The organism is Streptomyces sp. NPDC046335 (genome assembly GCF_055587985.1).
In genome coordinates, this window is sequence record NZ_JBVJFF010000012.1 from 16121 (window position 1) to 39052 (window position 22932).

At 71.0% G+C, this 22932-nt stretch carries 23 protein-coding genes; 8 read left to right on the forward strand and 15 right to left on the reverse strand.

The genetic code is table 11. The annotated features are described in order from the left end of the window. Positions 1–3: 3 nt before the first annotated feature. The 5 genes from ACZ6JY_RS28150 to ACZ6JY_RS28170 form a co-directional block, all read right to left on the reverse strand. On the reverse strand, positions 4–264 hold the full coding sequence (locus ACZ6JY_RS28150; protein ID WP_469200167.1) for an acyl carrier protein: 261 nt from the start codon (positions 262–264) through the stop codon (positions 4–6). A gap of 178 nt (positions 265–442) precedes the next feature. After that, positions 443–931, reverse strand: coding sequence for a 3-hydroxyacyl-ACP dehydratase FabZ family protein (locus ACZ6JY_RS28155; protein WP_469200169.1), 489 nt, complete (start codon positions 929–931; stop codon positions 443–445). Between the two features lie 46 nt (positions 932–977). After that, a complete protein-coding gene (locus ACZ6JY_RS28160; RefSeq protein WP_469200171.1) occupies positions 978–1355 on the reverse strand; it encodes a 3-hydroxyacyl-ACP dehydratase FabZ family protein in 378 nt (125 codons plus the stop codon). A 29-nt stretch (positions 1356–1384) separates the two neighbouring features. Continuing rightward, complete coding sequence (locus ACZ6JY_RS28165) at positions 1385–2254, reverse strand: recombinase family protein (RefSeq protein ID WP_469200173.1); 870 nt, start codon at positions 2252–2254, stop codon at positions 1385–1387. A 353-nt stretch (positions 2255–2607) separates the two neighbouring features. After that, positions 2608–2859: a LysR family transcriptional regulator gene (locus ACZ6JY_RS28170; RefSeq protein WP_158924300.1), complete on the reverse strand. Its 252-nt coding sequence runs from the start codon at positions 2857–2859 to the stop codon at positions 2608–2610. A 295-nt stretch (positions 2860–3154) separates the two neighbouring features. Between ACZ6JY_RS28170 and ACZ6JY_RS28175 the strand changes: the two genes are divergently transcribed. Genes ACZ6JY_RS28175 through ACZ6JY_RS28185 form a run of 3 tightly spaced genes read left to right on the forward strand, consistent with a single transcriptional unit; the run spans position 3155 to position 5481 of the window. Then, a complete protein-coding gene (locus ACZ6JY_RS28175) occupies positions 3155–4138 on the forward strand; it encodes an ATP-binding cassette domain-containing protein (protein ID WP_469200176.1) in 984 nt (327 codons plus the stop codon). Further along, on the forward strand, positions 4135–4923 hold the full coding sequence (locus ACZ6JY_RS28180; RefSeq protein ID WP_469200178.1) for an ABC transporter permease: 789 nt from the start codon (positions 4135–4137) through the stop codon (positions 4921–4923). Before ACZ6JY_RS28175 ends, ACZ6JY_RS28180 begins: the two co-directional genes overlap by 4 nt. After that, positions 4924–5481: a hypothetical protein gene (locus ACZ6JY_RS28185; RefSeq protein ID WP_469200180.1), complete on the forward strand. Its 558-nt coding sequence runs from the start codon at positions 4924–4926 to the stop codon at positions 5479–5481. A gap of 62 nt (positions 5482–5543) precedes the next feature. Here the strand turns inward: ACZ6JY_RS28185 and ACZ6JY_RS28190 are convergent, their stop codons facing one another. Genes ACZ6JY_RS28190 through ACZ6JY_RS28200 form a run of 3 tightly spaced genes read right to left on the reverse strand, consistent with a single transcriptional unit; the run spans position 5544 to position 9786 of the window. Then, positions 5544–5963 (reverse strand): nuclear transport factor 2 family protein, encoded by a 420-nt coding sequence (locus ACZ6JY_RS28190; protein ID WP_469200182.1) that lies wholly within the window; start codon positions 5961–5963, stop codon positions 5544–5546. Between the two features lie 13 nt (positions 5964–5976). Next, the gene (locus tag ACZ6JY_RS28195; protein ID WP_469200796.1) at positions 5977–6945 is read right to left on the reverse strand and encodes an NAD-dependent epimerase/dehydratase family protein; all 969 of its coding nucleotides are present in this window, start codon (positions 6943–6945) and stop codon (positions 5977–5979) included. Positions 6946–6990: 45 nt separating this feature from the next. Beyond that, positions 6991–9786 (reverse strand): alpha/beta fold hydrolase, encoded by a 2796-nt coding sequence (locus ACZ6JY_RS28200; protein ID WP_469200184.1) that lies wholly within the window; start codon positions 9784–9786, stop codon positions 6991–6993. Positions 9787–10550: 764 nt separating this feature from the next. Between ACZ6JY_RS28200 and ACZ6JY_RS28205 the strand changes: the two genes are divergently transcribed. Both ACZ6JY_RS28205 and ACZ6JY_RS28210 read left to right on the forward strand, forming a co-directional pair. Continuing rightward, positions 10551–11321 (forward strand): DNA-binding response regulator, encoded by a 771-nt coding sequence (locus ACZ6JY_RS28205; protein ID WP_469200185.1) that lies wholly within the window; start codon positions 10551–10553, stop codon positions 11319–11321. Positions 11322–11401: 80 nt separating this feature from the next. Next, positions 11402–12190: a LuxR family transcriptional regulator gene (locus tag ACZ6JY_RS28210; RefSeq protein WP_469200187.1), complete on the forward strand. Its 789-nt coding sequence runs from the start codon at positions 11402–11404 to the stop codon at positions 12188–12190. A 25-nt stretch (positions 12191–12215) separates the two neighbouring features. Here ACZ6JY_RS28210 and ACZ6JY_RS28215 read toward each other — a convergent pair whose 3' ends face one another. The 5 genes from ACZ6JY_RS28215 to ACZ6JY_RS28235 all read right to left on the reverse strand — a co-directional run bounded on the left by ACZ6JY_RS28215 (position 12216) and on the right by ACZ6JY_RS28235 (position 16358). Further along, positions 12216–12434 (reverse strand): MbtH family protein, encoded by a 219-nt coding sequence (locus ACZ6JY_RS28215; protein ID WP_469200189.1) that lies wholly within the window; start codon positions 12432–12434, stop codon positions 12216–12218. Between the two features lie 21 nt (positions 12435–12455). Beyond that, positions 12456–13442 (reverse strand): 2,3-diaminopropionate biosynthesis protein SbnA, encoded by a 987-nt coding sequence (gene sbnA / locus ACZ6JY_RS28220; RefSeq protein ID WP_469200191.1) that lies wholly within the window; start codon positions 13440–13442, stop codon positions 12456–12458. Between the two features lie 4 nt (positions 13443–13446). Beyond that, positions 13447–14484: a 2,3-diaminopropionate biosynthesis protein SbnB gene (gene sbnB, locus ACZ6JY_RS28225; RefSeq protein WP_469200193.1), complete on the reverse strand. Its 1038-nt coding sequence runs from the start codon at positions 14482–14484 to the stop codon at positions 13447–13449. Between the two features lie 202 nt (positions 14485–14686). Further along, positions 14687–15214 (reverse strand): hypothetical protein, encoded by a 528-nt coding sequence (locus ACZ6JY_RS28230; protein ID WP_469200195.1) that lies wholly within the window; start codon positions 15212–15214, stop codon positions 14687–14689. Positions 15215–15320: 106 nt separating this feature from the next. Next, positions 15321–16358, reverse strand: a complete 1038-nt coding sequence (locus ACZ6JY_RS28235; RefSeq protein ID WP_469200197.1) for a polyprenyl synthetase family protein — start codon at positions 16356–16358, stop codon at positions 15321–15323. A gap of 419 nt (positions 16359–16777) precedes the next feature. On the opposite strand from ACZ6JY_RS28235, the gene ACZ6JY_RS28240 reads away from it, so the two are divergent. The 3 genes from ACZ6JY_RS28240 to ACZ6JY_RS28250 all read left to right on the forward strand — a co-directional run bounded on the left by ACZ6JY_RS28240 (position 16778) and on the right by ACZ6JY_RS28250 (position 20784). After that, positions 16778–18952 carry an MMPL family transporter gene (locus ACZ6JY_RS28240; RefSeq protein ID WP_469200199.1) on the forward strand — a complete coding sequence of 725 codons (2175 nt, stop codon included), beginning with the start codon at positions 16778–16780 and terminating at the stop codon, positions 18950–18952. Positions 18953–19204: 252 nt separating this feature from the next. After that, positions 19205–19942, forward strand: a complete 738-nt coding sequence (locus ACZ6JY_RS28245) for a helix-turn-helix transcriptional regulator (protein ID WP_469200201.1) — start codon at positions 19205–19207, stop codon at positions 19940–19942. A 26-nt stretch (positions 19943–19968) separates the two neighbouring features. Further along, the gene (locus ACZ6JY_RS28250) at positions 19969–20784 is read left to right on the forward strand and encodes a helix-turn-helix transcriptional regulator (protein ID WP_469200203.1); all 816 of its coding nucleotides are present in this window, start codon (positions 19969–19971) and stop codon (positions 20782–20784) included. A gap of 547 nt (positions 20785–21331) precedes the next feature. On the opposite strand, the gene ACZ6JY_RS28255 is transcribed toward ACZ6JY_RS28250, so the two are convergent. Together ACZ6JY_RS28255 and ACZ6JY_RS28260 are read right to left on the reverse strand one after the other, a co-directional pair. Next, positions 21332–22168 (reverse strand): hypothetical protein, encoded by an 837-nt coding sequence (locus ACZ6JY_RS28255; protein WP_469200205.1) that lies wholly within the window; start codon positions 22166–22168, stop codon positions 21332–21334. 116 nt (positions 22169–22284) lie between these two features. Beyond that, entirely contained in the window at positions 22285–22911 is a 627-nt protein-coding gene (locus ACZ6JY_RS28260) for an RNA polymerase sigma factor (RefSeq protein WP_469200207.1), read from the reverse strand. Between the last annotated feature and the right edge of the window lie 21 nt (positions 22912–22932).

Genomic DNA, 22932 nt, shown 5'->3' on the forward strand with positions numbered 1-22932 from the left:
TGATCAGTCCAGCCAGCCGGCGCGCTCGGCGAGGATCTCGTAGACCGCGGTCAGGTTCTCCATCTTCGGGAGGTCCGACTGCGGGATCTCGACCTTGTACTTCTTCTCCAGGCGGGCGAGGATCTCGATCGCGCGCAGCGAGTCCGCCTCGTGGTCGGCGGCGAAGTTGCTGGTCTCGGTGATCTCCTCGGGCTCCACCTCGAGAACCTCGGCCACGATCTCGCGGATCTCTTCGAGCTGCTCCTGCTTCATGACGGTTGGCATTCTCATTCTCCATCTTCCAGAGAGGCGAATCTCGCCTTTACACAGTGAGATTAATGCGCCCCACTCCGGCACTTCCAGCCTTTATGGGGGTTCAGAACTAATCGGCTTTCCGGCCGGAAATCGGCACGCCAAACACACGGGCGGCGCATTTCGAAAACGCCCGTGAATTCTTTTGGGATCAGCGTCCGGCCGCGGATTCCAGGGCGGTGGCGGGCTTTACCAGCGTCACCGCGCGGCCGACCGTGAGGATCGGCTCGCCGCCGACCGACGCGGTGCCTTCGAAGAACGTCGCGCCGGCCGTCCGCTGCACCAGCTTCACCTCGTGGCGCACCACGTCACCGGGGTACGCCTGCCCGTGGACCGCCACATCGGACATGCCGCCGAAGAGGACGACGTCACCCTCCCCCGTTCCGCCCTGATCGGTGCGGGCGGCGAGCAGGGCGGCGCTCTGGCACCAGGACTCGATCAGCAGGGCGGTGGGGTAGGCGTACGCGCCGTCCTCCGCGCCCTCGGGGACGTCCTGGTACCAGGGCTCGTTGCACGTCACGGCCTTGAGGGTGGAGATGCCGTGGCCCGCCGTGACCGTGAGCACCCGGTCCACGAGCAGGATCGGGTAGCGGTGCGGAATCAGCGACTTCGCCGTTCCGGGCCCGAACGTAGCGGACATGTGCGGTCTGCCTTTCTCATGCGGTTGGCCGGTCGGTGGGCGGGAGTCACTGGAGCTCGCGGTAGCGCAGGCGGAAGGTGGCCGCCTTCGCGCCGTCGGCCGTGCAGCGGCCGCTCACCGTCCACAGCGAGTCCTCGCCCCGCGCGAAGGTGCAGTCGACGGTGAGCTCGGCGCCCGGGGCGACCGGGGCGAGGAAGCGCGCCGACACGACGGACTCCAGCCGCATGCCGCGCCCGTGCCCGTCGGCGAAGCGGCGCACCGCGCGCTGCGTCAGGTCGAGCAGGAACACGCCGGGGAGCAGGGGGAAGTGGGGGTAGTGCCCGGCGAACACGGGCGCCTTGGGGTCGACTGCCACGCTCAGGGTGACTCCGGTGTCGTCCAGGCGCGTCAGGGTCTCCCCCGGCAGCAGGGTGACAGCGGACATCGTTGCTCCTTCTGTTTCTTGCCTGCGGGTCACAGGCGCAGCGCGCCGCTCAGGGGCATGCCCCCGGCTCCGACGGCGGCCTTCACCCGCAGGGTGCGCGAGGTGTCCGAGTAGGTCATGTGCAGCCCCAGGGAGCGGAACAGCGCGGCGTGCTCCTCACCCGGGACGTCGGGCAGCGCCCCCAGTACGCGGCCGGCCTTGTGGGCGGCGGCGCGCGCACCCCGCAGCCAGGTGAGCACCGCGCCGACGGCCGCCTGCTCCCGCAGGTACACGTTGCGCGGATGCTCGTCCTGGCCGCCGGCCCGCGTGGAGGCTCCGGGGAGGCGGCACCGGTAGTAGGACTCGCCGTTGTTGTGGGTGCCCTGCATCAGCCGGTGGCACCACGTGCAGCGGACCAGGCCGCGCAGGACGTAGGTACGCCCGGACGGCAGGGACCGGCCGGTGCTCGTCCGGCGGGCCGCGAACAGCTCGGTGACGCGGTCCGCCACCGCGGTCGGCACGATCGGCTGGAAGGCCGCCGATGAATCCCCCGCGTAGCGCGGGTTCACCAGGATCGACCGCACGGCCCCCTTGGACCAGGCCGTCCCGTGGGCCGACCGGGCCGATGCCCCGTCATCCTCCGCACCGGCATGTGCGCTCGGGCTGGAGATGCCGTCGTCCGTCAGCCGCTCGGCGATCTCCTGGAGGCCTTTGCCCCCGGCGTACTCGGAGAAGATCCGGCGGACGACTGCCGCGGCGCCCTCGTCGGGAACGACCGCGAGCGCCGACCGGTACGCACCGGTGGTGACCCGGTAGCCGTAGGGAGGACGTCCGCGCCACCCCGCCGTGCGCGCGGCCGGGGCCTGCGCCGGGGGCGCACACGGCTCCCGCGTCCGATCCGGACGTACCGACGTGCTCATACCGTCCTCCCTGTTGCCGCGGTCGGGGTCGCCGAGCGCGCCAACGCTAAGCCGAGGTTCCCGGCTCAGTCCGATGTCGTGTCCAGAAGGTGCCATCACGGGTGATGCCCCGGCCGACGGCTCGTCGCTGGAACGTGGTGTTCGCCACGCTTCCGGCGCCCGCGAAGTCACTGTGAGCGAAAGGCCGTTGGCCCCGGATAGTGCCGGTGCCGCTCCGCCGAGGGGAGTCTGGCCGCCCGAACAGGCCGTGGGCCAATCCAGTTTCAAAGCCTGAATGCGCCGCTGGCCGCATACGCCGATCACGACGACACTGGCGGGGCGGGTGGCCGCCGCCCGGGCCGGCCGCCACGCGGTCAGGCGGCGACGCTCTTGATGCTCTCGAACAGGCTGAGCATGGCGCGCGCCGAGGGCAGGATCATCCGTCCCTCGCGGGTCAGCCGGGCCCCGGTCGAGTCCCGGACGAACAATTTGGTGCCCAGGGCCTGCTCCAGGCATTTGATCTGATAGCTGACGGCCGGCTGGGAATAGCCCAGGCACTTGGCCGCCTGGTCCATTCTCCCTGTCTCTGCGATCGAGACGAAGGCGCGGAGCTCTCGCTCGTGCATGACCAACTCTCCTCAAACAATTCGCTGTCCGTGGACGAGAAAGACTCCGTCCCACCGTGTCGGCACCATTTTCACGCCGCACCGCACCGGAGGGGCGATTCGGTGCAGGAACGTGTAGAGACGCCTTCCGCGCGGCCGGGAGGTGTTACAAGCGCGCCGGAGCCGCGCCATATCGAAGTATTCGCAGTGGATTGGAGGGCGGGCCCGCGAACTGCGTACCGTCAGGGCGCCCGTCGGCCTGTCGCCGGCGGTGTGTGAACGGATCCAGGTCGTTGCACCGATCGAGGAGGCTGGCGTGGAGTACGCCATAGAGACCCACGACCTTTCCAAGAGCTACGAACGTCACAAGGCTCTCGACGGGCTCAATCTCGCGGTCCCCCGGGGGACGGTGCTGGGCCTGCTGGGTCCGAACGGCTGCGGCAAGACCACCACGGTCCGGCTTATGACGACCCTGCTCAGGCCCGACTCCGGCAGTTGCCGCATCGTCGGACTCGACGTGGTCCGACAGGCCAAGGAGGTCCGGCGCAACATCGGCCTCGCCGGGCAGTACGCGGCGGTCGACGAGCGGCTGACCGGCCTGGAGAACCTCCGGCTCATCGGGACCCTCTACCACCTCGGCCGCCACCAGGTCCGCGGCCGGGTCGACGACCTGCTGGAGCGGTTCGACCTGACCGCCGTGGCGGACCGCCAGGTCAAGACGTACTCCGGCGGTATGCGCCGGCGTCTCGACCTGGCGGCGAGTCTGCTCGCCGACCCGCCCGTGGTGTTCCTCGACGAGCCGACGACGGGCTTGGACCTGATCAACCGCATCGCCATGTGGGAGCTGGTCCGCGAGCAGACCGCCCGCGGCACGACCGTGCTCATGACCACCCAGTACCTCGAAGAGGCCGACCAGCTCGCCGACCGTGTCGTCGTGCTCAAGAACGGCCGGACGATAGCCGACGGCACCCCCGACGAGCTGAAGGTCGGTGTCGGCGGGCAGCGCCTCGAAGTGACCCTCGCCGATCCGGTGCGGGCCCAGGACGCCGCGCGCGCACTGCGTGAGTGGGGCGTGGGCGCGGCGACTGTCGGGGAAGGCGGCCGGCGGGTGACCGTGCCCGTCGACGGCGGCATCGACTCGGTCGCGGCCGCGGTCACCGCGCTCAAGGGCGAGGGCGCGCACATCGTCGACTTCAGCCTTCGCAAGCCGTCGCTCGACGATGTTTTTCTCAGCCTGACCGGTCACGGAACACCGGTCCAGGATTCGGAGCCGGACGCAGAAGCGGGGAACGCGGCATGAGCGAGGTAGTCGTCGATGGCATGGCCCTGATCGGCCGGCACGTCAAACACATCCGCCGGGTCCCGCAGAAGCTGCTCTCCGTCACCGTGATGCCGGTGACCATGGTCCTCGCCTTCGGGTACATCCTCGGCAGCGCCATGGACGTACCGGGAGCCGACTACCGCGAGTACTTCATGGCGGGCGTGTTCGCCCAGGTCATGGTGGCGGGGATGACCACGACCGGTGTGGGCGTGTGCGAGGACCTGAGCAACGGCATCATGGACCGGTTCCGGTCCCTGCCCATGTCCCGGTCCGCCGTCCTCATCGGGCGGACGGTGTCGGATCTCCTCCTCTCGGCCATCGCCTGTGCCGTGATGTCCGTGGTCGGTCTGGCGATCGGCTGGCGCATTCACGGCGGCTTCTGGTCCGCCCTCGCCGGGTTCGGCCTGATCATGCTGCTCGGATTCCTGGCCATCTGGGGCGGCGCGCTCCTGGGGCTCACCCTGCGCAGCGCCGAGGCGGTGGGTTCCCTCGGCTTCGTGATCGTCATGCCGTTCATGTTCCTGTCGAGCGCCTTCATCCCGCTGAACGGGCTGCCGAGCTGGCTGCGCACGGTCGCCCAGTGGAATCCGCTGACCGCGGTCACCGACCAGTGCCGACGGCTGTGGGGCAACTCGACCACCGCCCACGGCGACGGGTTCGCCGCCGATCACCCCGGTGTGGTGGCCCTCGTGTCCCTGGCGGTCCTGTTCGCGCTGATCGTCCCGGCCACCCTGCGCAGTTTCGGCAAGGCCACGGCCCGCTGAATGAGCACCGAGGAGAACGCCGGGGGCGGTCCCGGGGCCCGTCTGGACGACGTGATGCCGCGGTGGCACTTCCGCAAGCGCCCGCACCGCATGCGGATCGACGGGCCGCGCGAGGAGGTCCTCCGGGCCGTCATGGAGGTCACGTGGTCGGAAGTGCCGCTGTTCAGCTCGCTGTTGCGGGCCGCGTCGTTCGGCCGCGTACGCCGTGACCCGGCCGGCGCGGTCCTCGGCGAGTTCCTCTCCAGTGGCTTCGCGGTACTGACGCGCGACGACCGGGAGCTGGTGCTCGCCGCGGTGTCGGGCGGTGAGCCGTTCCCGCCGGACGACGCCGACGGGGCGCGCGTGACCTGGTTCCGCGCCTACGCCGAGCCCGCCTCGACGAAGGTGGCCTTCGACTTCCGGTTCGTCGACGGCGTCCTGAGCACGGAGACCCGGGTCTTCGGCACCGACGAGGTGGCCCGGAGCCGGTTCCGCCGGTACTGGACGGTCATCCGGCTGCCCGCCGGGCTCGTCCGCAGGGAGATCCTGACCGCCGTCCGCCGCCGGATCGAGGCGTGAGGGCGCGGCCCCCGTCGCGTGGACGGGGACCGCGGTACGGCCCGGCTCCTCGGTGGCCCGGTTCAGCTCTCGATGAGCCGGTGGAAGAGGACGGTGTCGAAGACGTCCTCCATACGCACGGCCCGGTCGCCCCGCAGCGTCCAGGAGTGCACGAACTTCAGCCGCTCGGTCCGCCCGCTCAGCGACGTGACGTCACGGAAGCCGAACACCACGACGCGGTCGCCGGACTCCACGAACTCCTGGGGGTACAGGCGCATCCCGGCGACGAACGTGGGGACGCGGGACAGGAAGGCCTTGACTCCCTGGTGACCGGTGCGGGAGCCGCCGAGACCGTAGTCGGTCATGCCGTCGGGGTGCACCCACTGGATCTCCGGGTCGAGGATGCCGAGCAGAGCGTCGACGTCACGGGCGTGGAACGCCTCGTAGGCCGCCTGGATCAGGGCGAGCTGGCGCGAGGGCGCGAGCACGGGAGTGGGGTTCATGGGATCTCGCTCCTCAGATGTGGGCCGGCACACGGACGTGGCCGGGGAAGTGCGCCTCCAGGGTGCGGCGGATGCCGTCCCGCCAGCCGACCGCGCAGGGGCCGGTCAGCGCCCGGCGCAGAGTGGGGTCGAACTGGTAGGTCTCCCTGGTGACGGCGCTGGGCACGAGTTTCGCCTCGACGCCCGTCAGTTCCTCCATGTGGCGGACGCAGTCGGTGATGCCGACCGCTTCGTCGCCGCCCCAGTTGACCAGCCGCGCCGGATACGTGGCGGCCTCCCACAGCCGGGGCACCTGGTCCACCAGGTCGTCGCTGTGCAGCAGAGAGCACCAGTTCTGCCCCTCCAGGGGCACGGCGATGGGCTCGCCCGCCAGCATGCGCTTGAAGTACAGCATCGGCACGCCGCCGTAGCCTCCGGGCCCATAGGCGATGTTCAGCCGGGCGATGGTGGTGGGCAGGCCGAGTACCTGGGCGAAGGCGCGGACCGCGCCCTCGGCCGCGAGCTTGGCCACCGGGTAGGCGGGCAGCCAGTCGGCGACTCCGTCGACCGGGTCGGTCTCGGTGTAGCGGTGGTCCAGGGACTGCCGGGCGTACACCGCGCCTGTCGACACGTACAAGAAGGCCTCGGCGTCGCGGCAGTGGGCCATGAGTCTGCCCGCCGCCGCCGAGTTGACCTCGATGGCCGTGTCGACGTCGCCGTCCTCGCCCCGGCGTACGGCCGAGTGCATGACGTGGGTGAAGTCGTCCGGCACGCCGGCGAGCGCCTGCGCCGAGGAGTCGGCCATGTCCCAGTACCGGGTGGTGATGGAGTGCTCGTTGAGCCGGCGTTCGATGCCCGGGGTGCCGAACCGCCCCAGGCACCACACCTCGTTGTGCTCCGCCAGCGCCTCGGCCACCGGCCGGGCCACCTGGCCGGTGCCGCCGGTCACCAGGATCTTCTTGCCTCTCGGGGCCGCTGCCCGGTCCTGCTGATGCCTGGGCATCATGTTCCCCCCGTTGTGCCTCATCGTCGGTTTCCTCGTCGTGGATCAGTGGCTGTCGTGGTGCCGGTCCGCTGCTCTGCCCGCGGCGACGCGGTCGGCCTCTTCCAGGGCCCGGTCGAGTTCCCGGCGCAGGATCGCCTGGAAGGTGGCGACGTGCCGGGGGCCCATCAGGGTGTAGTGCTCTCCGGGCACGTCGATGTAGCGGTTCGGTCCGGTCGTGTGCTCGTCCCACCGGCGCAGTTCGTCGCGGACCCACGCCTCCTTGGTGCCCCGCAGCGGCGTCGCGCAGAAGACGCTGACCGAGGGCACCGTGCCGCTCGGCTCGTAGCCGCGGCCGAGGTCGGTGAGGGAGTCGGCGAGCTCCGCCCAGTCCCCGAACTTCTCCTCGTCCAGCTGGAGGGCGGCGAGCCGCTCCGGGGACGCCGCGGCCAGGAGACGGGCCACCTGCTCCTCCGTCCGCAGGCCGCGCAACCGGGCCGGCAGCTCGCGGGACTGCCGCTTGTCGACGAGTCCCAGGAAAAAGGCCAGGTTGACGGCCGTCTCGGCGAAGTCGAGCTCCTTCATGCGGTACTTGATGTGCGGCGGCAAGTTGAAGCTGCCGACGAAGTCGACCCGCTCGCCCTGGCTCTCCAGCTCCTTGGCGATCTCGAAGGCGACGGCGGCGCCGAAGGAGTAGCCGGCGACGGCGTACGGGCCGTGCGGCTGCCGGGCCCGGATGGCCCGTACATAGCTGTCGACCATCTCGTCGAAGGTGGCGAAGGGCTTCTCGTCGGTGCCGAAGCCGCGGGCGCGCAGGGCGTAGAAGGGCCGGTCGCCCGTGAAGTACTGGGCGAGGTTGACGAACACCAGGACCTCTCCGACGCCCGGGTGCACACAGAACAGCGGGGTCTTGGTGCCGCCGGTCTGCAGATGTACGAGCGGGTCGTACTCCGCCGCCCCCGGCACCTCCCGCTCGGCGAGCCGGGCGGCGAGGGCCCGGACCGTCGGCGCCTTGAGGACGGTGACGACCTCGGGACGGGTGCCGCCGAACCGCTCGGCGAGCTTGCCGCACAGCCGCAGGATGTCCAGCGAAGTCCCGCCCAGGTCGAAGAAGTTGGCGGTGGCGCCCACGGCGCCGGGTTCGATGCCGAACAGTTCCGCGTACACCTCCGCGACCGCCTGTTCCGTCGCGCCCCGCGGTGCGACGTGCCGGCCGAGCATGCGCGTGGCGAGTGCGGCGACGGAGCGCCGGGCGGCGTCGTACGCGCCGGACTCCAGCCGCTCCCGCATGAGGGCACGCTGGATCTTGCCGAGGCTGGTCTTGGGGAAGGCGTCCTTGGGCAGCGGCAGGATGAGCGCGGGCCTGAACCCCCAGTGGGCGACCACACTGCCGCGCACGGCGGTCAGCACCCGGTGCAGCGCCGCGTCGTCGTCCGGGACCTCCGGGTGGAAGGCGACCACCAGGTGCTCGGTGTCGCTGCCTGCCGGGCGGACGGGGAAGGCGGCGCAGTAGGACCCCGCCACTCCCTCCAGCGTCTCCAGGACGCTCTCCAGGTCGTGGCTGAAGTAGTTGACGCCGTTGACGATGACGCTGTCCTTGCTGCGGCCCACGAGTTCGAGGCGTCCCTCGTCGAGGCGACCGAGGTCGCCGCTGCGGAACCAGCCGTCGGCGGTGAACGCCTGCCGCGTGGCCCGCTCGTCGTTGAGGTAGCCGCGGGTGAGCACGGGCCCGGACATCTGGAGTTCGCCCACCTGGCCCGGGGGCAGCGCGCGGTCGTCGGGGTCCGCGATCCGGATGCGGACCCCCTCGATCGGGGTGCCGAGGCCGGCGAACTCGCGCCCCTGGTCTGCGTCGGGGAAGGCGGCCCGGGAGTAGACGCTGCCCGCGCAGGTCTCCGTCATGCCGAAGGCCGGCCACAGGGTGTCGCGGGCGAGGCCGTGCGGCGCGTACGCGTCGAGGAACGCCTCACCGGTGGCGCGTACGACGGCTTCTCCACCGCTGATGATCTGGCGCACCCGGGACAGGTCGAGACGTTCACCGGCCCCGCTCAGCCGAGGCGCCGCCGCGTTGAGGAGGCCGAGCAGGAAGTTGGGCGTGAAGCTCATGGTGACGCCGTGCCGCGCGATGAGCCGGAGGAACTCCAGCGGCTCCCCGAGGACGACGGGAGCCGCCACGTGGAGCTGCCGGCTGCCGGTGGACAGGGGCAGCAGGTGGCACTCCAGGAGGGCCGCCACGTGGTCGAAGGAGATCCAGTTCAGCGTGGTGTCGGCGGCGGTGAGCCGATGGGCGCCGTTCTTGCCCGCCATCGACGCCAGCAGGTTGGCGTGGCTGAGCATGACGGCCTTGGCCGGGCCCGTCGACGCCGACGTGAGCACGAGGACGGCGGTGTCCTCGGGCCGCGCGGTGTACGGGGTGGCGGGCGGCCCCTCGGCCGAGCGGCCGGCGGAGAGCACCAAGAGGCGTTCGAGCGCCGGAAGTCCGGCGGCGAGTGCGTCGCTGGTGACGACGAGAGGGCGGTCGAGGATGCGGTTCACGTGGGCCAGGTGGGCGGTCCAGCGGTCGAGGTCGCCCTGCGGTGGCGCCACGGGGCAGGGTACGAAGCCTCCCAGCACGGCGGCCCAGAACGCGGTGAGGAACTCCCGCGGGTCCTCCAGGATCAGTACGACGTTGTCCCGCGGCCGCATGCCCCGCGCGCGCAGCGTGCCGAGCAGCCGCAGGGCGTCGTTGAGCAGTTCCGCGTGACCCTGGTCGCGGTATTCGGCGGTCGAGCCCCCGGAGCAGTAGCGGAGCCCCGAGTCGGGGTGCTGAAGTGCGGCACCCCTGAGCAGGTCGGCGATGGTCTGCGGTGCTGCGGTACTCAAGGGCTTCTCCGATACCTCAGGACGCGGCAAGGCGTGCGGACCCGGCCGGCGTCGTAGGGGAAAGTGCGGAATTTCCATAAAGCCGGCACGCCGTACGACCTTTTCGGTTAACGCGCAGGGAATTCCCCATGAACTGATTCATGAGGGGCTCATTCCCGGCGAGAGGGCGGCCGTTCGACGATCAGGACGTCCCGTCCATCAGGGGCTGGTTTCCATCGGTCATGACCGATATCCCGGGCCCAGGACGTCCCGTATTGCACTCCTCACCCGGATGCGCCGACTCCACCGCGGGTCGGGAGAGAGGCGATTGGGGGCTGCCAAGGACTGGTGTTCACGCTACGCACCGTATGCAGGAAGGTGCCTATAGGGGTGACCGCATGACCCCTAGTGGACACCAGGCCGACAGTACGTGATCAACTGGCTACTTTACGCGATATAAATAGTAATGACTTCTGCCACTTTCCAGGCCCCGACTGCAGCTTGGTGACACCACCGGCAAGTCCTGGCAAGGCCGGTAAGGAGTTTCGTCGGGTACACCACATCTGAAGTCCGCCAAACGCTGGTTGACCGAATCTGACCGCTCGCTCTAATGTCTGGACGGTTCAAGCTAATTGCTGCCCGCCCAGCGACGACCGCGATCCAACTTATTCAATCCGCAACTTGTTTGCGGGGCTGAGGCGCCCCTCGACGTTGCCGGACGGTTGGGAACGCGGAGCGGAAAACAGCAGGTGGGGCGAGCACACGGGGGGATGTACAAAGTGGATGTGATAGTCAGACCGTCGGCCACGCGCGCGACGAGTAACTGGGCCGGTGGCCACGCCGCTCACCTGGAGCAGGCGCTGCTCCGGGCCAGAGCCCTGATCGAGTCCACGGTTTCGATGCACCGTGAGCGCCAGGTTCTTCCTTCTCCCATCGCGCACAACAACAATGCCCAGCTCGGTGATGCCATGGAGCAGCTCATCGGCCGCGCCCGGCACTCCGTCGCCCTCGCTCTCACCGGCCCCGGCGAATTCACCGAATCCGCCCTGCGGTTGCTCGTCGGCGGCCCGGACCGGGCGACCGTCCGGGTGCTGTGCACCGCCGATGCCACGCAGGTCTCCGGGGACCGGCTCCGTCAGCTCCCGGAGCCGCGGCTCGACGTCCGCGTCACCGACAGCGAGCTGCGCAGGGTCCTCGTGGTCGACGGCAGGGTCGCGCTCGTCCAGGCGCCCGGTCACGCCGCCGGGGGGCAGTTCGCCGTCGTCCGGGACGCCGCCGCCGTGCGGGCCCTTGAACTGCTGTTCGTCGGCGCCTGGTCCGGCGGCCGCGACCTCGCGGACCATCTGCGGCTCAGCCCCCGCCTGCGCACCGAACTCGTCCGGAGCATCCTGGAGCGGCTGCGCGCGGGCCAGACCGACGAGGCGGCCGCCCGCGAGATCAGCGTGTCCCTGCGCACCTATCGGCGCTACGTCGCCGAGATCATGCGGGAACTCGACGCCAACTCCCGCTTCCAGGCGGGGGTACGCGCGGTCGAGTACGGCCTGCTGTCGGCCTGATCAGGCAGGGGCATCTCCGGGTGGGCGCCCCCGTGCGGGGCGCCCACCCGGAACAAGGCGAACGGGGAGAGCGAGAAGACGTGTCCGACAGACGCGAGGACGAACTGGAACAAGCGCTGCTCGAAGTGCGGTCACTCATCGAGTCGTCCGTGGCCATCCACCGCGACCACAGTGCCCAGGAGCAGTTGATCACCACGGTGGAGAACGGCTATGCCGCAGTCCTCGACACCGCCCGGACCCTGATCAAGGGGGCCTCGCGGAGCATCGAGATCGTCCATGCCCGGCGGCCGAGCGCCTCCGATCTGGCCGCGAGCCACTCGGAGCAGGCGGAGCGCGAGCTGCTCTACGGCGCGGCCGAGGGGGTCTCCGTACGCATGCTGACCATTCCTCCCCTGCTCGACGAGGAGTTCGTCCGCGAGCAGTTCGGCCGGGAGCGGCCGGTGGCGGTCCGTGTGTCACGCATGCCCCCGCTCCAGGCGCTCATCGTCGACGGCGGTGCCGCGCTCGTGGTGGCGGAATCCGCCGTCGGGCGCCGCTCCTCGGTGATCCGGGTGCCGGAGGTGCTGCACACCCTGCGCACCTTCTTCGAGAACGTATGGAGCGACGCCGTGCCGGTGGGCGAGACCATCGTGTTCGGCGACCGCGACCGGGCCGCCCTGGCCCAGCGCATCCTGGGCGCACTGCAAGCGGGGGTCACCGACGAGGTCGCCGCCCGCGAGCTGACCGTCTCCGTGCGGACCTACCGCCGCTACGTGGCGGAGATCATGTCGCTGCTCGGCGCCAGCTCCCGCTTCCAGGCCGGGGTGCGGGCCGCCGAACTGGGCCTGACCCTGGCCCGTGGGAGGCCCGGTTCGGCGGCCCGCTGCTGAGAGCGGGCCGCCGCCGGGCGGTCCGTCAGCCCGCCTGGCCCGCCATCGCGGCGACCAGGCTCTTGGGGCGCATGTCGGTCCAGTTGCGCTCGATGAACTCCAGGCACGCCTGCCGGCCGTCCTGCCCGTACACGGTGGTCCACCCCCGCGGAACGTCGACGAAGGCCGGCCAAAGGGAGTGCTGGCCCTCGTCGTTCACCAGGACGTAGTAATGGGCGTCCTGGTCCTCAAAGGGATTTGTCATGGTCGTTCCGCTCCATTCTTGTCAATGCGTGTACTGCTCGTCGGGGGAAAGGCCGTCCAGGACGTCCGAACCATAGAATTCCCGCACCCAGTTGGCGTGATATAGCGTGTCGAGATAGCGCTCGCCGAAATCGGGGGCGATCGCCACCGCGGGGCCCCCGCCCCCGGGCCGGTGCTCCGCGAGCCAGCGGCGCGCGCCGGCGACGACGGTTCCCGTGGAGCCGCCGAAGAGGAACCCGGCACGGGCGAGGCGATGGCAGACCCGGACCGTCTCGGCCTCCGGCACGTGCACGACGTGGTCCACGAAGGACTCGTCGAGCAGCTTGGGCCGCACGCCGGTGCCAAGGCCAGGAATCATCCGCAGGCCCGCCGGCGTGCCGAAGGTGACGGAGCCGACGCTGTCCACCGCGACGATCGTCACCCGGGGGTTGACCTGGTGGAAGTACCGGGCGCAGCCCATCAGGGTGCCGGTCGTGCCGGCCCCGATGAACAGCACGTCCAGGTCCGGGAAACGCTCCGCCACGGCGGGCGCGGTTCTCCGGTAGTGCGCCCTCCAGTTGTTCGGGTTGGCGTGCTGGTTCAGCCAGACGTAGCGCGGGTCGGCCTCGCACTGCTTGCGCACGTAGTCCAGGCGGGCGCCGAGCAGCCCGCGCTCCGGGTCCTCTTCGGTGATCACCTTCACCCGGCTGCCCATGGCCTCCATCAGGAGCCGGGTGGCCAGGTTGCACCGGGCGTCGGTGACGCACTCGAAGGCGTAGCCCCGGCTCGCGGCGATCATGCTCAGGGCCACGCCCAGGTTGCCGGACGAGGACTCGATCAGGACCGAGTCGGAGTCGAGGAGACCTTCCCGCTCGGCGGCGTCCACCATCTCGGTGGCCGCCTTGATCTTGATCGACCCCGCGAAGTTGAAGCCCTCGCACTTGAGGTGGATCGGCAGGTCCATGGTCGATCGCAGGTCGAGATACAGGTCTTCCTGGTTGAACTGCTCAGGAGCACTGACGATGGGCAAGCCCTCAGCCCCTCGACCCGTAGCGGCTGAGCTCGTGGAAGAAGTCCGGTACGACCATCAGCTCGCCGGCGGCGGTCACCTGGTCGTACACGTGTTTGCCGAGTGCGAGGTCGAGGACGCCAAGGCCGAACGGCGAGAACACCAGCGGTCTGCTCCCGTCGTGCCCGGGTGCCCGTCCCATCAGCACGTCGTACAGGGTGCCGTGGAGGAAGTCGCGGTTGCCGGTGAGCTGTTCGGCCAGGTGGGGCGAGGTGTTGGCCTTGAGGCAGTGCTCGACGTCGTCGACGATGTTGGTCGAGGCCAGCACGATCTCCGGGGACAGGTCGCGCAGCGATACGTGCAGGACCAGCGGGTTGTGGGCGAACCACGCCGGCTCCGTGACGTGCGGGGCGCCGGCCACCGTCGCGAACACCACCAGGTCCGACCGGCGGATCAGGTCCTCCGCCCGGTCGTGGGTGGTGACCTTCTCGCAGCCACTGCCGCTGAGGTAGTCACCGAACCCTCGCGCGTGCTCGGCCGCCAGGTCGTACACGCCCACCTCGTCGAACGTCCAGCCGTTGGCGGCGAGGTAGGTGTGCACGTAGCGGGCTATCAGGCCCACCCCGATGAAGCCGATCCGGCGCGGGCGGCCGTGCTCCCGGGTGAGGACGTCGGCGGCCAGGGCCGCCGAGGCGGCGGTACGCGCGGCGCTGATGATGGACGATTCGAGGCAGGCGATCGGATATCCGGTGTCCTGGTCGTTGAGCAGCAGCACCGCAGAGGCCCTGGGTATCCCGGCGGCGACGTTCTCCGGAAAACTGGAGATCCACTTCACCCCGTCCACCTGGGTATCGCCACCGATCGACGCGGGCAGCGCGATGATGCGCGAGCTCGGGCGGTCGGGGAAGCGCAGGAAGTACGACGGCGGATTCACCGTGTCGCCCTGGCCGTGCGTCCGGTAGGCGCTCTCGATCAGTTTCGTCACCTGCGGCTCGTGTCCGGTGAGTACCCCTTCCACCTGAGCGCCGGAAATCACCGCGAACGGCGGCACGTGTCCTTGCATGGATTCCACTCCATCTCGCGGGGCGGTCCGGTCCGTGGTCGGTCCCTCAGCGGGAATCCCGGGCCGGGCCACTGTCATCAGTGACATCGAATTCGGTCGACCGAATCGCTTGTCGCCACCGCGGAGTTGGGCCCCCGTTCGGTCGACATGGGTCAAACCCTAGATATCAACCGGCCGTAGCGCCCTCATCCATTGAATACCTCTATATGGCTGTCGCCTTTTCCGGCACGGGAGCGGGGGCGGTGCGCCGCCGGTAGTACGCGACCGCCGACACCGCGAGGAGCGGAGCCCAGGCGAGCAGCGGGGTGTAGCAGACGATGAGGAGGGCCTTCTGGGCGCCGGTGTCCGTGAGAGCGCCGCCCGCCAGGTTGCCGCCCTGGACGAAGCCGACCAGGATGCTCAGGGCGAACAGCAGGAACGCCCCGGCGAGCGCCGGGACCACCGCCGCGAGCGGGCGTACCTGACGGCCGCCGATCAGCGGGACCCAGCGCGGCACGACCTCGCCCCAGCGCTGCACGAGGCCGAGCGTCAGCAGGGCAAGAGCCTCCGTGACCACCGTGAGGACCAGGACGTATACCGCGCCCCAGCCCGTGCGCACCGGCTCCGACGACACCGGGAGCCCGGCGACCAGAGCGAGCCGCCACAGGCCCGACGGCAGGGTGACCAGCGGTACGGCGCAGGCGGTGCGGACGGCCCAGCGCGGCACGTCCGGGATTGCGTTCCTCAGCATGTGATTCACTTTCGTCGCCGCGGCGGAGCCGCGCCTCAGCCTGCGGGGCCATCCGTCTCCGCCGCGCGGGGGAGACGGACCGGCACCCGTGGCGGCCGTCACCCCGCTATTCCGTACGGTGGGCCACCACATCGCACAGCGCGTCCAGGGCCCGCGACGGCGGCCCGGAAGGCACCCGCTCCAGGGCCGAACGGGCCAGCAAGATCCGCCCGTCCATGAGCGTGCGGGCCTGTGCCATGGCCGGAGACCGCTGGAGCAGTGCGAGGGCCCTGTGGTGCGCCTCGCCCGCCACTCCCGAGGGGGCGTTCAGCAGGGCCCGCAGTTCGTCACCGCGGGGGTCGTCGTCGGCGCGGGCGAGCAGGACGGGCAGGCAGGCCACGCCGACCGCGAGGTCCTTGCCCTGTTCCTTGCCGCTCAGCGCGGACGACGAGGTGATGTCGAGCAGGTCGTCGGCGATCTGGAACGCCACGCCGAGGTGTTCGCCGTACTCCGCGAGCGCGTCGGCGACGGCGGTGGGCGCCCCGGCCTGGAGCGCGCCGAGCCGCAGCGCGAGGGAGATCAGTGCCGCCGACTTGTCGGACACCACGCTGAAGTAGTGGGCCAGGGGGTCGTCGGCCGCGCCCGGGCCGAGCAGCTCCCGCAACTGGCCCCGCACCAGCCGTCCGGAGGCGTCGGCGTGCAGCGGGAGGGTCTCCGCCGCCAGGCCGGCGGAGAGCCGGGCGGAGGTGGCGAGCAGCCAGTTGCCCGCCGTGACGGCGACGGAGTTGCCCCAGCGCGCGTTGACGCTGGGCACGCCGTGCCGCATGCGGGCCTGGTCCATCACGTCGTCGTGGTAGAGCGAGGCGACGTGGACCAGCTCCGAGATCACGGCGGCGTCCACGACACCCGCGGCGTCGGGCTCCCCGAACTCGGCGGCCACCAGCGTCAGCAGCGGGCGCAGCCGCTTGCCGCCCGCCGCGACGAGGTAGCCGACCACCTCGGCCACGCACGGGTCGGCGGTTCCCGCGGACAGCTCCCGGAGCCGCTCCTCCACCCGCCCGAGGCGGGTGGTCAGGCGGGACTCCAGCTCGTTCTCACGTACGGCGATCCGGGAAAGCACCGACCGGCCGCGCGCCTTCGCGATCAGCGTGGCCACCTGCGACATCTGCCCCTCCTTCGGGGCACGTCTGCGTCGTCACGGCCCATCACGCCGAACCGTAGGAAGGGAACGCACGGCCGGGACAGGGAATCCACCTCGGCCGTCCGCAAGAGGACAGCGCGGAATCGTCCGGGGACGCACGGCCATCGGTTCGGGCGACATTCCGCCGGATGTTCCGCTCCGGCTGTCAGCAACGTGCCGACCAGCCTGTTCGGAGCCTGTGATTCCGGGGTGGGGCGGGAGACTTGGCGGGCAGCGCTCGAACCCCGGCCGCGGCTCGAAGCGGCGTGCCCTCGTGCCGCCGGGACCGTGCGCTGCCTCCCACCCCGCGTTGTGTCGCCGCCGCCCGGACAACGGGCGGCCACAGGTGCTGCCCTGCCGCGGACCTACGGCCACGCACCACCATCCCTTTCCAAAGGAGCGTCATGTTCGGACGGATAGGACGGTTCTCCGTCAACCGGCCTTGGCTGACCATCGTGGCCTGGATCGTCACGGCGGTCGCCCTGGCCACCCTGGCCCCCCAGCTGAAGTCCAGTACGGACCAGGCCGACTTCCTGCCATCCCGGTACGAGTCGGCCCAGGTCACGAAGGTCCAGGAGAAGGCGTTCCCGCAGCAGGAGACGCCCGCCGCCGTGGTCGTCTTCCAGCGGACCGACGGCGGCAGGCTGACCGCCGCCGACAAGGCCACCGTCACCGAGGCGGCCAAGGAGTTCCAGGCGAAGCGGTACAAGACCTTCGACAAGGTCATGACCTCGCCCGAGGCGGTGTCCAAGGACGGCAGGATGGCGCTCGCGAGCGTCGCCTCCGCCGAGAAGGACCCGGCCACCGAGGAGGGCCAGGAGTCGGTCGGCCAACTGCGCGAGGACGGCAAGGACCAGCTCCGGGGCACCGGGCTGAAGATGGGCGTCACCGGCCCCACCGCCCTGGCGCTCGACGCCAAGGAGGCAGCCGGTGACACCGACGCCATGATCATGATGGCCACGCTGATCCTGATCATCGTGCTGCTCGGGGCCATCTTCCGCAGCCCGCTCATCGCGCTGCTGCCGGTCCTCTCCATCGCGCTGATGTTCATCGTCGCCAACGGCCTGATCGCCACCGCCAGTGAACTCTTCGGCCTCGAAGCGGACAGCAGCAACTCCGCGATCCTGATCGTGGTCCTCTTCGGTGTCGGGACGGACTACATCCTGTTCCTGCTGTTCCGGTACCGGGAGCACCTGCGCGACGGGCACGAGCCCAAGGCGGCCCTCATCGACGCCGTCTCGCGGGTCGGCGAGACCATCGCCTCCGCCGCGGGCGCGGTGATCGTCGCCTTCCTGGCACTGCTGTTCTCCACCATGGGCAACCTGCGCGCGATGGGCCCGTCCCTCGCGATCTCCGTCGCCGTCACCCTCGTCGCCGCGCTCACCCTGGTGCCCGCGATCTTCTCGCTCCTCGGCACGAAGGCGTTCTGGCCGTCCAAGGCATGGCAGCGGACCCCGGAGAACCGCCTGGCCGGCAAGGTCGGCACCTTCGCCTCCCGGCGCCCCGGCCTGGTCGCCGCCGCCTCCACGCTCGTGCTCGCCGTGCTCGCCATCGGGGCACTGGGCTTCAAGCCCGGCTTCGACCAGGAGAGTTCGCTCCCCAAGTCCCTGGAGTCGATCCAGGCCAACGCGGATCTGCAGAAGAGCTTCTCGGCGGGCGAGGCCGAGCCGAGCCTGGTGTTCGTCACCTCGCCTCAGGGCACGCCGCTCGACAAATCCGCCCTTGATTCGTTCCGGCAGTCGATCGCCGGGGTGTCCGGCGTCGGTGAGGTCTCCCCGGCCCGCCTGAGCTCCAAGGGCGACGTCGCGCAGTACCACGTGGTGCTGGACTTCCGTCCCTCATCCGACCGGGCCATCGACCTGGTCGCGGGCGACCTCAGGGACGCGGTGCACAAGAGCGCGCCCGAGGGGACGAAGGCGCTGGTGGGCGGAAAGACCGCGGTCCTCGCCGACATCGAGGACGCCGTCAAGCACGACTACAAGCTGGTCTTCCCGATCGCCGCGCTCGCCATCATGCTCATCCTGGGGCTGCTGCTGCGCAGCGTCGTCGCTCCGCTCTACCTGATGCTCGCCGTCGGCCTCGGCTTCGCCGCCACGCTGGGCTCGGCGGTCCTGCTCTTCCAGAACATCAAGGGCGAGGAGGGGCTGCTGTTCTCGCTGCCCATCGTGGTGTACCTCTTCGTCGTCGCCATCGGCACCGACTACAACATCCTCATGGTGGCGCGGCTGCGCGAGGAGGTGCACAACGGCAGGTCCACGGCCGAGGCCGTACGCCTCGCCGTCTCCCAGTCGGCCCCGACGATCGGCTCCGCAGCCGTCATCCTGGCGGGCACCTTCGGCGTCCTGATGCTGGCGGACAACTCGATGCTCCAGCAGATGGGCTTCGCGGTGGCCTTCGGCATCCTGCTGACCGCGTTCGTCATGGCGCTGCTCCTGGTGCCGACACTGACGGCACTGATCGGCCCGAAGGCGTGGTGGCCCCGGCTCCGGTCCGGGCAGCGCCCCGACCACCCCGAGCAGCCCCTCGCCGGGGACCGCCAGGAGGAGCAGGAGCCGGTGACCACGGGCGGCCGCTCCTGACCCGGGCGTACGAAGGGCGGGGCGGCGCGCGCGATCCACACGGCGCGCCGTACCGCCCGCCATGGGCGCACCTTGCTGCCAAAAAATGACTAACGGTCAGGTCCGTGGGTCAGTGTTCCCGTGGTTTCCGGCTCCTCGGAGAAGGACGGCCGGGGGCCGGCTGATCGCGTTGACCCCGCCAGTTCCCAGTAGTGTCACTGACAGGCAGTAGTGGTCGACAGGCAGTTGTCTGCGCGCCGACGGAAGGCAGAGATGAGAGCGGTGGACCACCGGTGGGAGCCGTTCGGCCCTCCGTACCAGGAAAGGCCCACGGATCGTCACGCTGCCTGCGGCGGTCCCGACGACAGCGCCCTCGACGCCCTGGGCGTGCCGCCCCACCTCGACGACACCGTCCCGCAGGTGGAGCGGCTGCTGGCACTCGCCCAGTGGTCGGCCGGCATTGTGCTGCCGGACTGCGGCGAGCGGGCACGGGCCGTGGGTCCGGTCCTGGAGAGGCTCGCCGACGCGCGCCGACGGGGCCTGGTCATCCGCCTGTTGTGCGGGCCGGACGCGCTGGCCGGCGAGATGTCACGCGACCTCCAGCACAACGGCCTGGCATCCGTCACCCGGGTGACGGCGACCGGCGCCGAGCCGGTCGTCATCGTGGACGGCAGCGTCGCGTTCGTCCCTGCCCACGGCCCGGCCACAGTGCGCGGCCCCGCCGTCGTGCGCGTCTTCGAGGCCCTGTTCGCGGGCGCCTGGACGACGGCCGTGCCGCTGGCGGACCACGACCGGCTGTGCCACCGCACACGCAGTGAGGTGACCCTCGGTGTCCTGCGCCGGCTCGGCGCGGGGCTCGCCGACGACGCCGGGGCCCGGGAGATGAGCGTCTCCCTGCGCACCTACCGGCGGCACGTGGCCGAGCTCATGGAGGCGTTGGAGGCGGACTCCCGCTTCCAGGCGGGCGCGCGGGCCGTCGCGCTGGGGCTGACGTCCTGTTACGGGCGATGAGATTCATGGAGACGGGGGGATCGGAAGTGCGTACGGTGCATGCGTGGGAGGGGAGTCATACGGGCTCCCGGGCCGAGAGGGACGAGGCCGCCCGGAACCAGCCGTTGGCGATACCGGTGGGTCCTGACGAGGCGTCGGTCATGGCGGCCATCGCGGAACAGATCGGCCAGGCGCGGCAGTCGGTGGACATCTGCTTCGCCCAGTACACGACCCGTGTCCCCTGGTTCCTCGAACTCCTGCGGGCCCGGCATGAATCGGTCCGGGCCCGACTGCTCTTCGACCGCTCCGAGCACGGGCAGCACGGGCAACACGGGCAGAACAGGGTCCCGGAGCCGGAGCCCTGGGAGGAGCTCGCGGCGAGCGAGCGCGTCGAGGTCCGGATCGCCCGCGTACCGCTGACGGACTGCGTCGTCATGGACGGCCGGAGCGCTCTGCTGATCGCCGACTCGGCCATCGGGCCACAGGTGTCCCTCGCCCGGGCCGGCGGCGTGGTCGGGGCTCTGCACGCCCTGTTCGTCGCCGTGTGGGGCGGCGCTGTGCCGGTCTCCGCCCGGATCGACTGGGGCGGTCACGCCCGCGCGGAGTTCGTGAAGTCGATCCTCGGCTGTCTGCATTCCGGGATGACGGACAAGCAGGCGGCCGATGAGCTGTCGGTGTCCGTACGCACGTACCGGCGCTACGTGGCCGAGATCACGGCGGCCCTGGGCGCGAACTCCCGTTTCCAGGCGGGCCTGCGGGCGGCCGAACTGGGCCTGCTGCCCGCCCCGGTCCCGCGAGCGGCGCCACCGGAGAGCCGCCCGGGTCCGGGCACGCCGCTGGGGCCTACTGGCAGCTTCCTGTAAGGAAGCTGGGTTCGCGGGGCCGGGCCGCCCAGAATGAGCACGGAATCGCGACACGCCGGTCACCTCACTGACCGAACCCTCGCGGAGCGTTCCACTCCGGTCGGCCACCGCACATCCCCGGACGGGGGCCGACCGGACCGCCGACCGGGGGCCGACGCACGGTCGTTATGCCCCCGGGGCGGGGGGCCGACCTGACCCGCGAGTCGCGGACCCGGCGCACGGCTCCGTACACCCGCCGGGCGGGGGTCGACCTGACCGTGAGTCGGGGGGCGGCGCATGCTCCGTACCCCCCGGGCAGGGGTCGACCTGACCACGAGCCGGAGTCGACGCGCGCTCCGTACACCCCCGGGCGGGGCCAACCGGGCCGCGAGCCGGGGGTTGGCGCACGCTTCGTACGCTCCCGGCCGTCGGCCGACCTGACCCCGAGCCGCGGGCCAGGCGCGCGCTCCGTACGCCCCCGGTCGTTGGCCGTCGGCCTCGCATCGTCGCTTGCCTGAGTCCCAGCGACCCCGCCGACTCCGCCCTGGGGCTGGGCGCGCTCTCGCCCTCAGGGTTTCTTCTGCTTCGGCTGCTGCGGTTTGGCCTTCGCGGGAGTTCCGGCCTTCTTGGGCGTCACGGCCCTGTCGGGGCTCATGGCCTTCTTGGGGGTCCCGGCTTTGTCGGGGGTCTGGGCCTTCGCAGGCTTGGCCCTCGCCGGCTTGGGCTTAGCCGGCTTGGCCCTCCCGGGCTTGGGCTTGGCCTGCTTGGGCTTCTCGGCCTTCGCCCTGTCGGGCTTCGCCTTGTCGGGCTTGGGCTTCGTGGGCTTGGGCTTCTGGGCCTTCGCCTTGTCGGGCTTCGCCTCGCCGGGCCCTGCCTTTCCAGGCTTCGCCTTCTCGTCCTTCGCCTTCTCGCCCTTGGGGGCGGCCTCGTTTCGGTCCTTGCCCCTTGCCTCGTCCTCGTCCCTGCCCTTGCCCTCTCCCCTGCCCGCACCCTTGGGCGTCTCGTTCGTCTCCCGGCTTCGGGGCGGTGATGACAGCGGGCGGGGCGGCGTGGCCGTGCGGTCGGGGGTGAGGCGGGGGGACGAAGGGGCCGGGCGGGGGCCGTCGCCGGGGAGTTCGAGGGGGGAGCCCGTGGCCAGGGCCACGCCGCCCAGGAGGCCTCCGGCCAGGACCACGCCCCCGGCGGCCCGCAGCGGAAGCCTGCCGCGGCGGCGCTCGCGGGGGCGCCAGTCGTCCCGGCGGCGGGTACGCGCCCGATGCGCCCCCGAGTCCCGCGCCACCCGAAACGCCTCAACGGCAGCCCGCAGCCCGTCCCCACCCTCCGGCTCGGCCACGCCGGACCCTTCGGCCACGCCAGGCCCTTCGGCCACGCCGTGCCCTTCGGCCGCACCGGGCCCCTTGGCCACGCCGCGCTCCTCGGCCACGCCAGGCCCGTCAGCTACCCCAGACCCCTCGGCCACGCCAAGCCCCTCGGTCGAGGTGAGATCTCGGTCGCCGCCAGGGGGCATCGGGCCGTCCGTGTTCATCGTGATCCCCCAAGCGCCCCGGGGCCCTCGTCCGCCACGCCGGCCAGGCGCAGGCGTTCGCCCAGTTTCTTCAGGCCTCGGTGGGCCGCCGTCCGTACCGCTCCGGGGCGTTTGCCCAGGACCCGGGCGGCTGCCGGGCCGTCCAGACCCACCACGACCCTCAGCAGTACGGCTTCCGCCTGGTCGCGAGGCAGGGTGGCCACCAGGGCCAGGACCTGCTCCGTCGAGACCGCCTCCAGGGCCGCCGCCGACGTGCTGTGCGAACCCGGGAGTTCGAGCACGTCCTGTTCGAGGGTGGCGGGGCGCGGCCGTGTCTTCTGGCTGCGCAGATGATCGAAGGCACGGTGGCGCGCGATCGTCGCGGTCCAGCCGCGGAAACCCGCCCCGTCACCGCGGAACCGCCCGAGGTCCCTGGCGATCTGGAGCCAGGCCTCGGCCGCGACGTCCTCCGCGGCCTCGCCGTCCGCGCCGACCAGGCCCCGTACGTAGCCGACGAGCCCCGGCTGGACGATGCGGTACACGACCGCGAAGGCCGCCTCGTCGCCGGCCTGCGCGGCCGCGACGGCCTCGCCAAGCTTCTCGTCGTGCGCCCGCGCGCGACGGTGCTCCCCACCCTGGCCCAACGTTCTCCCATCCGGCCGACG

Coding starts and splice junctions, on each gene's coding strand:
- ACZ6JY_RS28150 (WP_469200167.1), bottom strand. CDS start 264: ATGCCAACCGTCATGAAGCAGGAGCAGCTCGAAGAGATCCGCGAGATC.
- ACZ6JY_RS28155 (WP_469200169.1), bottom strand. CDS start 931: ATGTCCGCTACGTTCGGGCCCGGAACGGCGAAGTCGCTGATTCCGCAC.
- ACZ6JY_RS28160 (WP_469200171.1), bottom strand. CDS start 1,355: ATGTCCGCTGTCACCCTGCTGCCGGGGGAGACCCTGACGCGCCTGGAC.
- ACZ6JY_RS28165 (WP_469200173.1), bottom strand. CDS start 2,254: ATGAGCACGTCGGTACGTCCGGATCGGACGCGGGAGCCGTGTGCGCCC.
- ACZ6JY_RS28170 (WP_158924300.1), bottom strand. CDS start 2,859: ATGCACGAGCGAGAGCTCCGCGCCTTCGTCTCGATCGCAGAGACAGGG.
- ACZ6JY_RS28180 (WP_469200178.1), top strand. CDS start 4,135: ATGAGCGAGGTAGTCGTCGATGGCATGGCCCTGATCGGCCGGCACGTC.
- ACZ6JY_RS28185 (WP_469200180.1), top strand. CDS start 4,924: ATGAGCACCGAGGAGAACGCCGGGGGCGGTCCCGGGGCCCGTCTGGAC.
- ACZ6JY_RS28190 (WP_469200182.1), bottom strand. CDS start 5,963: ATGAACCCCACTCCCGTGCTCGCGCCCTCGCGCCAGCTCGCCCTGATC.
- ACZ6JY_RS28195 (WP_469200796.1), bottom strand. CDS start 6,945: ATGCCCAGGCATCAGCAGGACCGGGCAGCGGCCCCGAGAGGCAAGAAG.
- ACZ6JY_RS28215 (WP_469200189.1), bottom strand. CDS start 12,434: ATGACAAATCCCTTTGAGGACCAGGACGCCCATTACTACGTCCTGGTG.
- sbnB (WP_469200193.1), bottom strand. CDS start 14,484: ATGCAAGGACACGTGCCGCCGTTCGCGGTGATTTCCGGCGCTCAGGTG.
- ACZ6JY_RS28230 (WP_469200195.1), bottom strand. CDS start 15,214: ATGCTGAGGAACGCAATCCCGGACGTGCCGCGCTGGGCCGTCCGCACC.
- ACZ6JY_RS28235 (WP_469200197.1), bottom strand. CDS start 16,358: ATGTCGCAGGTGGCCACGCTGATCGCGAAGGCGCGCGGCCGGTCGGTG.
- ACZ6JY_RS28240 (WP_469200199.1), top strand. CDS start 16,778: ATGTTCGGACGGATAGGACGGTTCTCCGTCAACCGGCCTTGGCTGACC.
- ACZ6JY_RS28245 (WP_469200201.1), top strand. CDS start 19,205: ATGAGAGCGGTGGACCACCGGTGGGAGCCGTTCGGCCCTCCGTACCAG.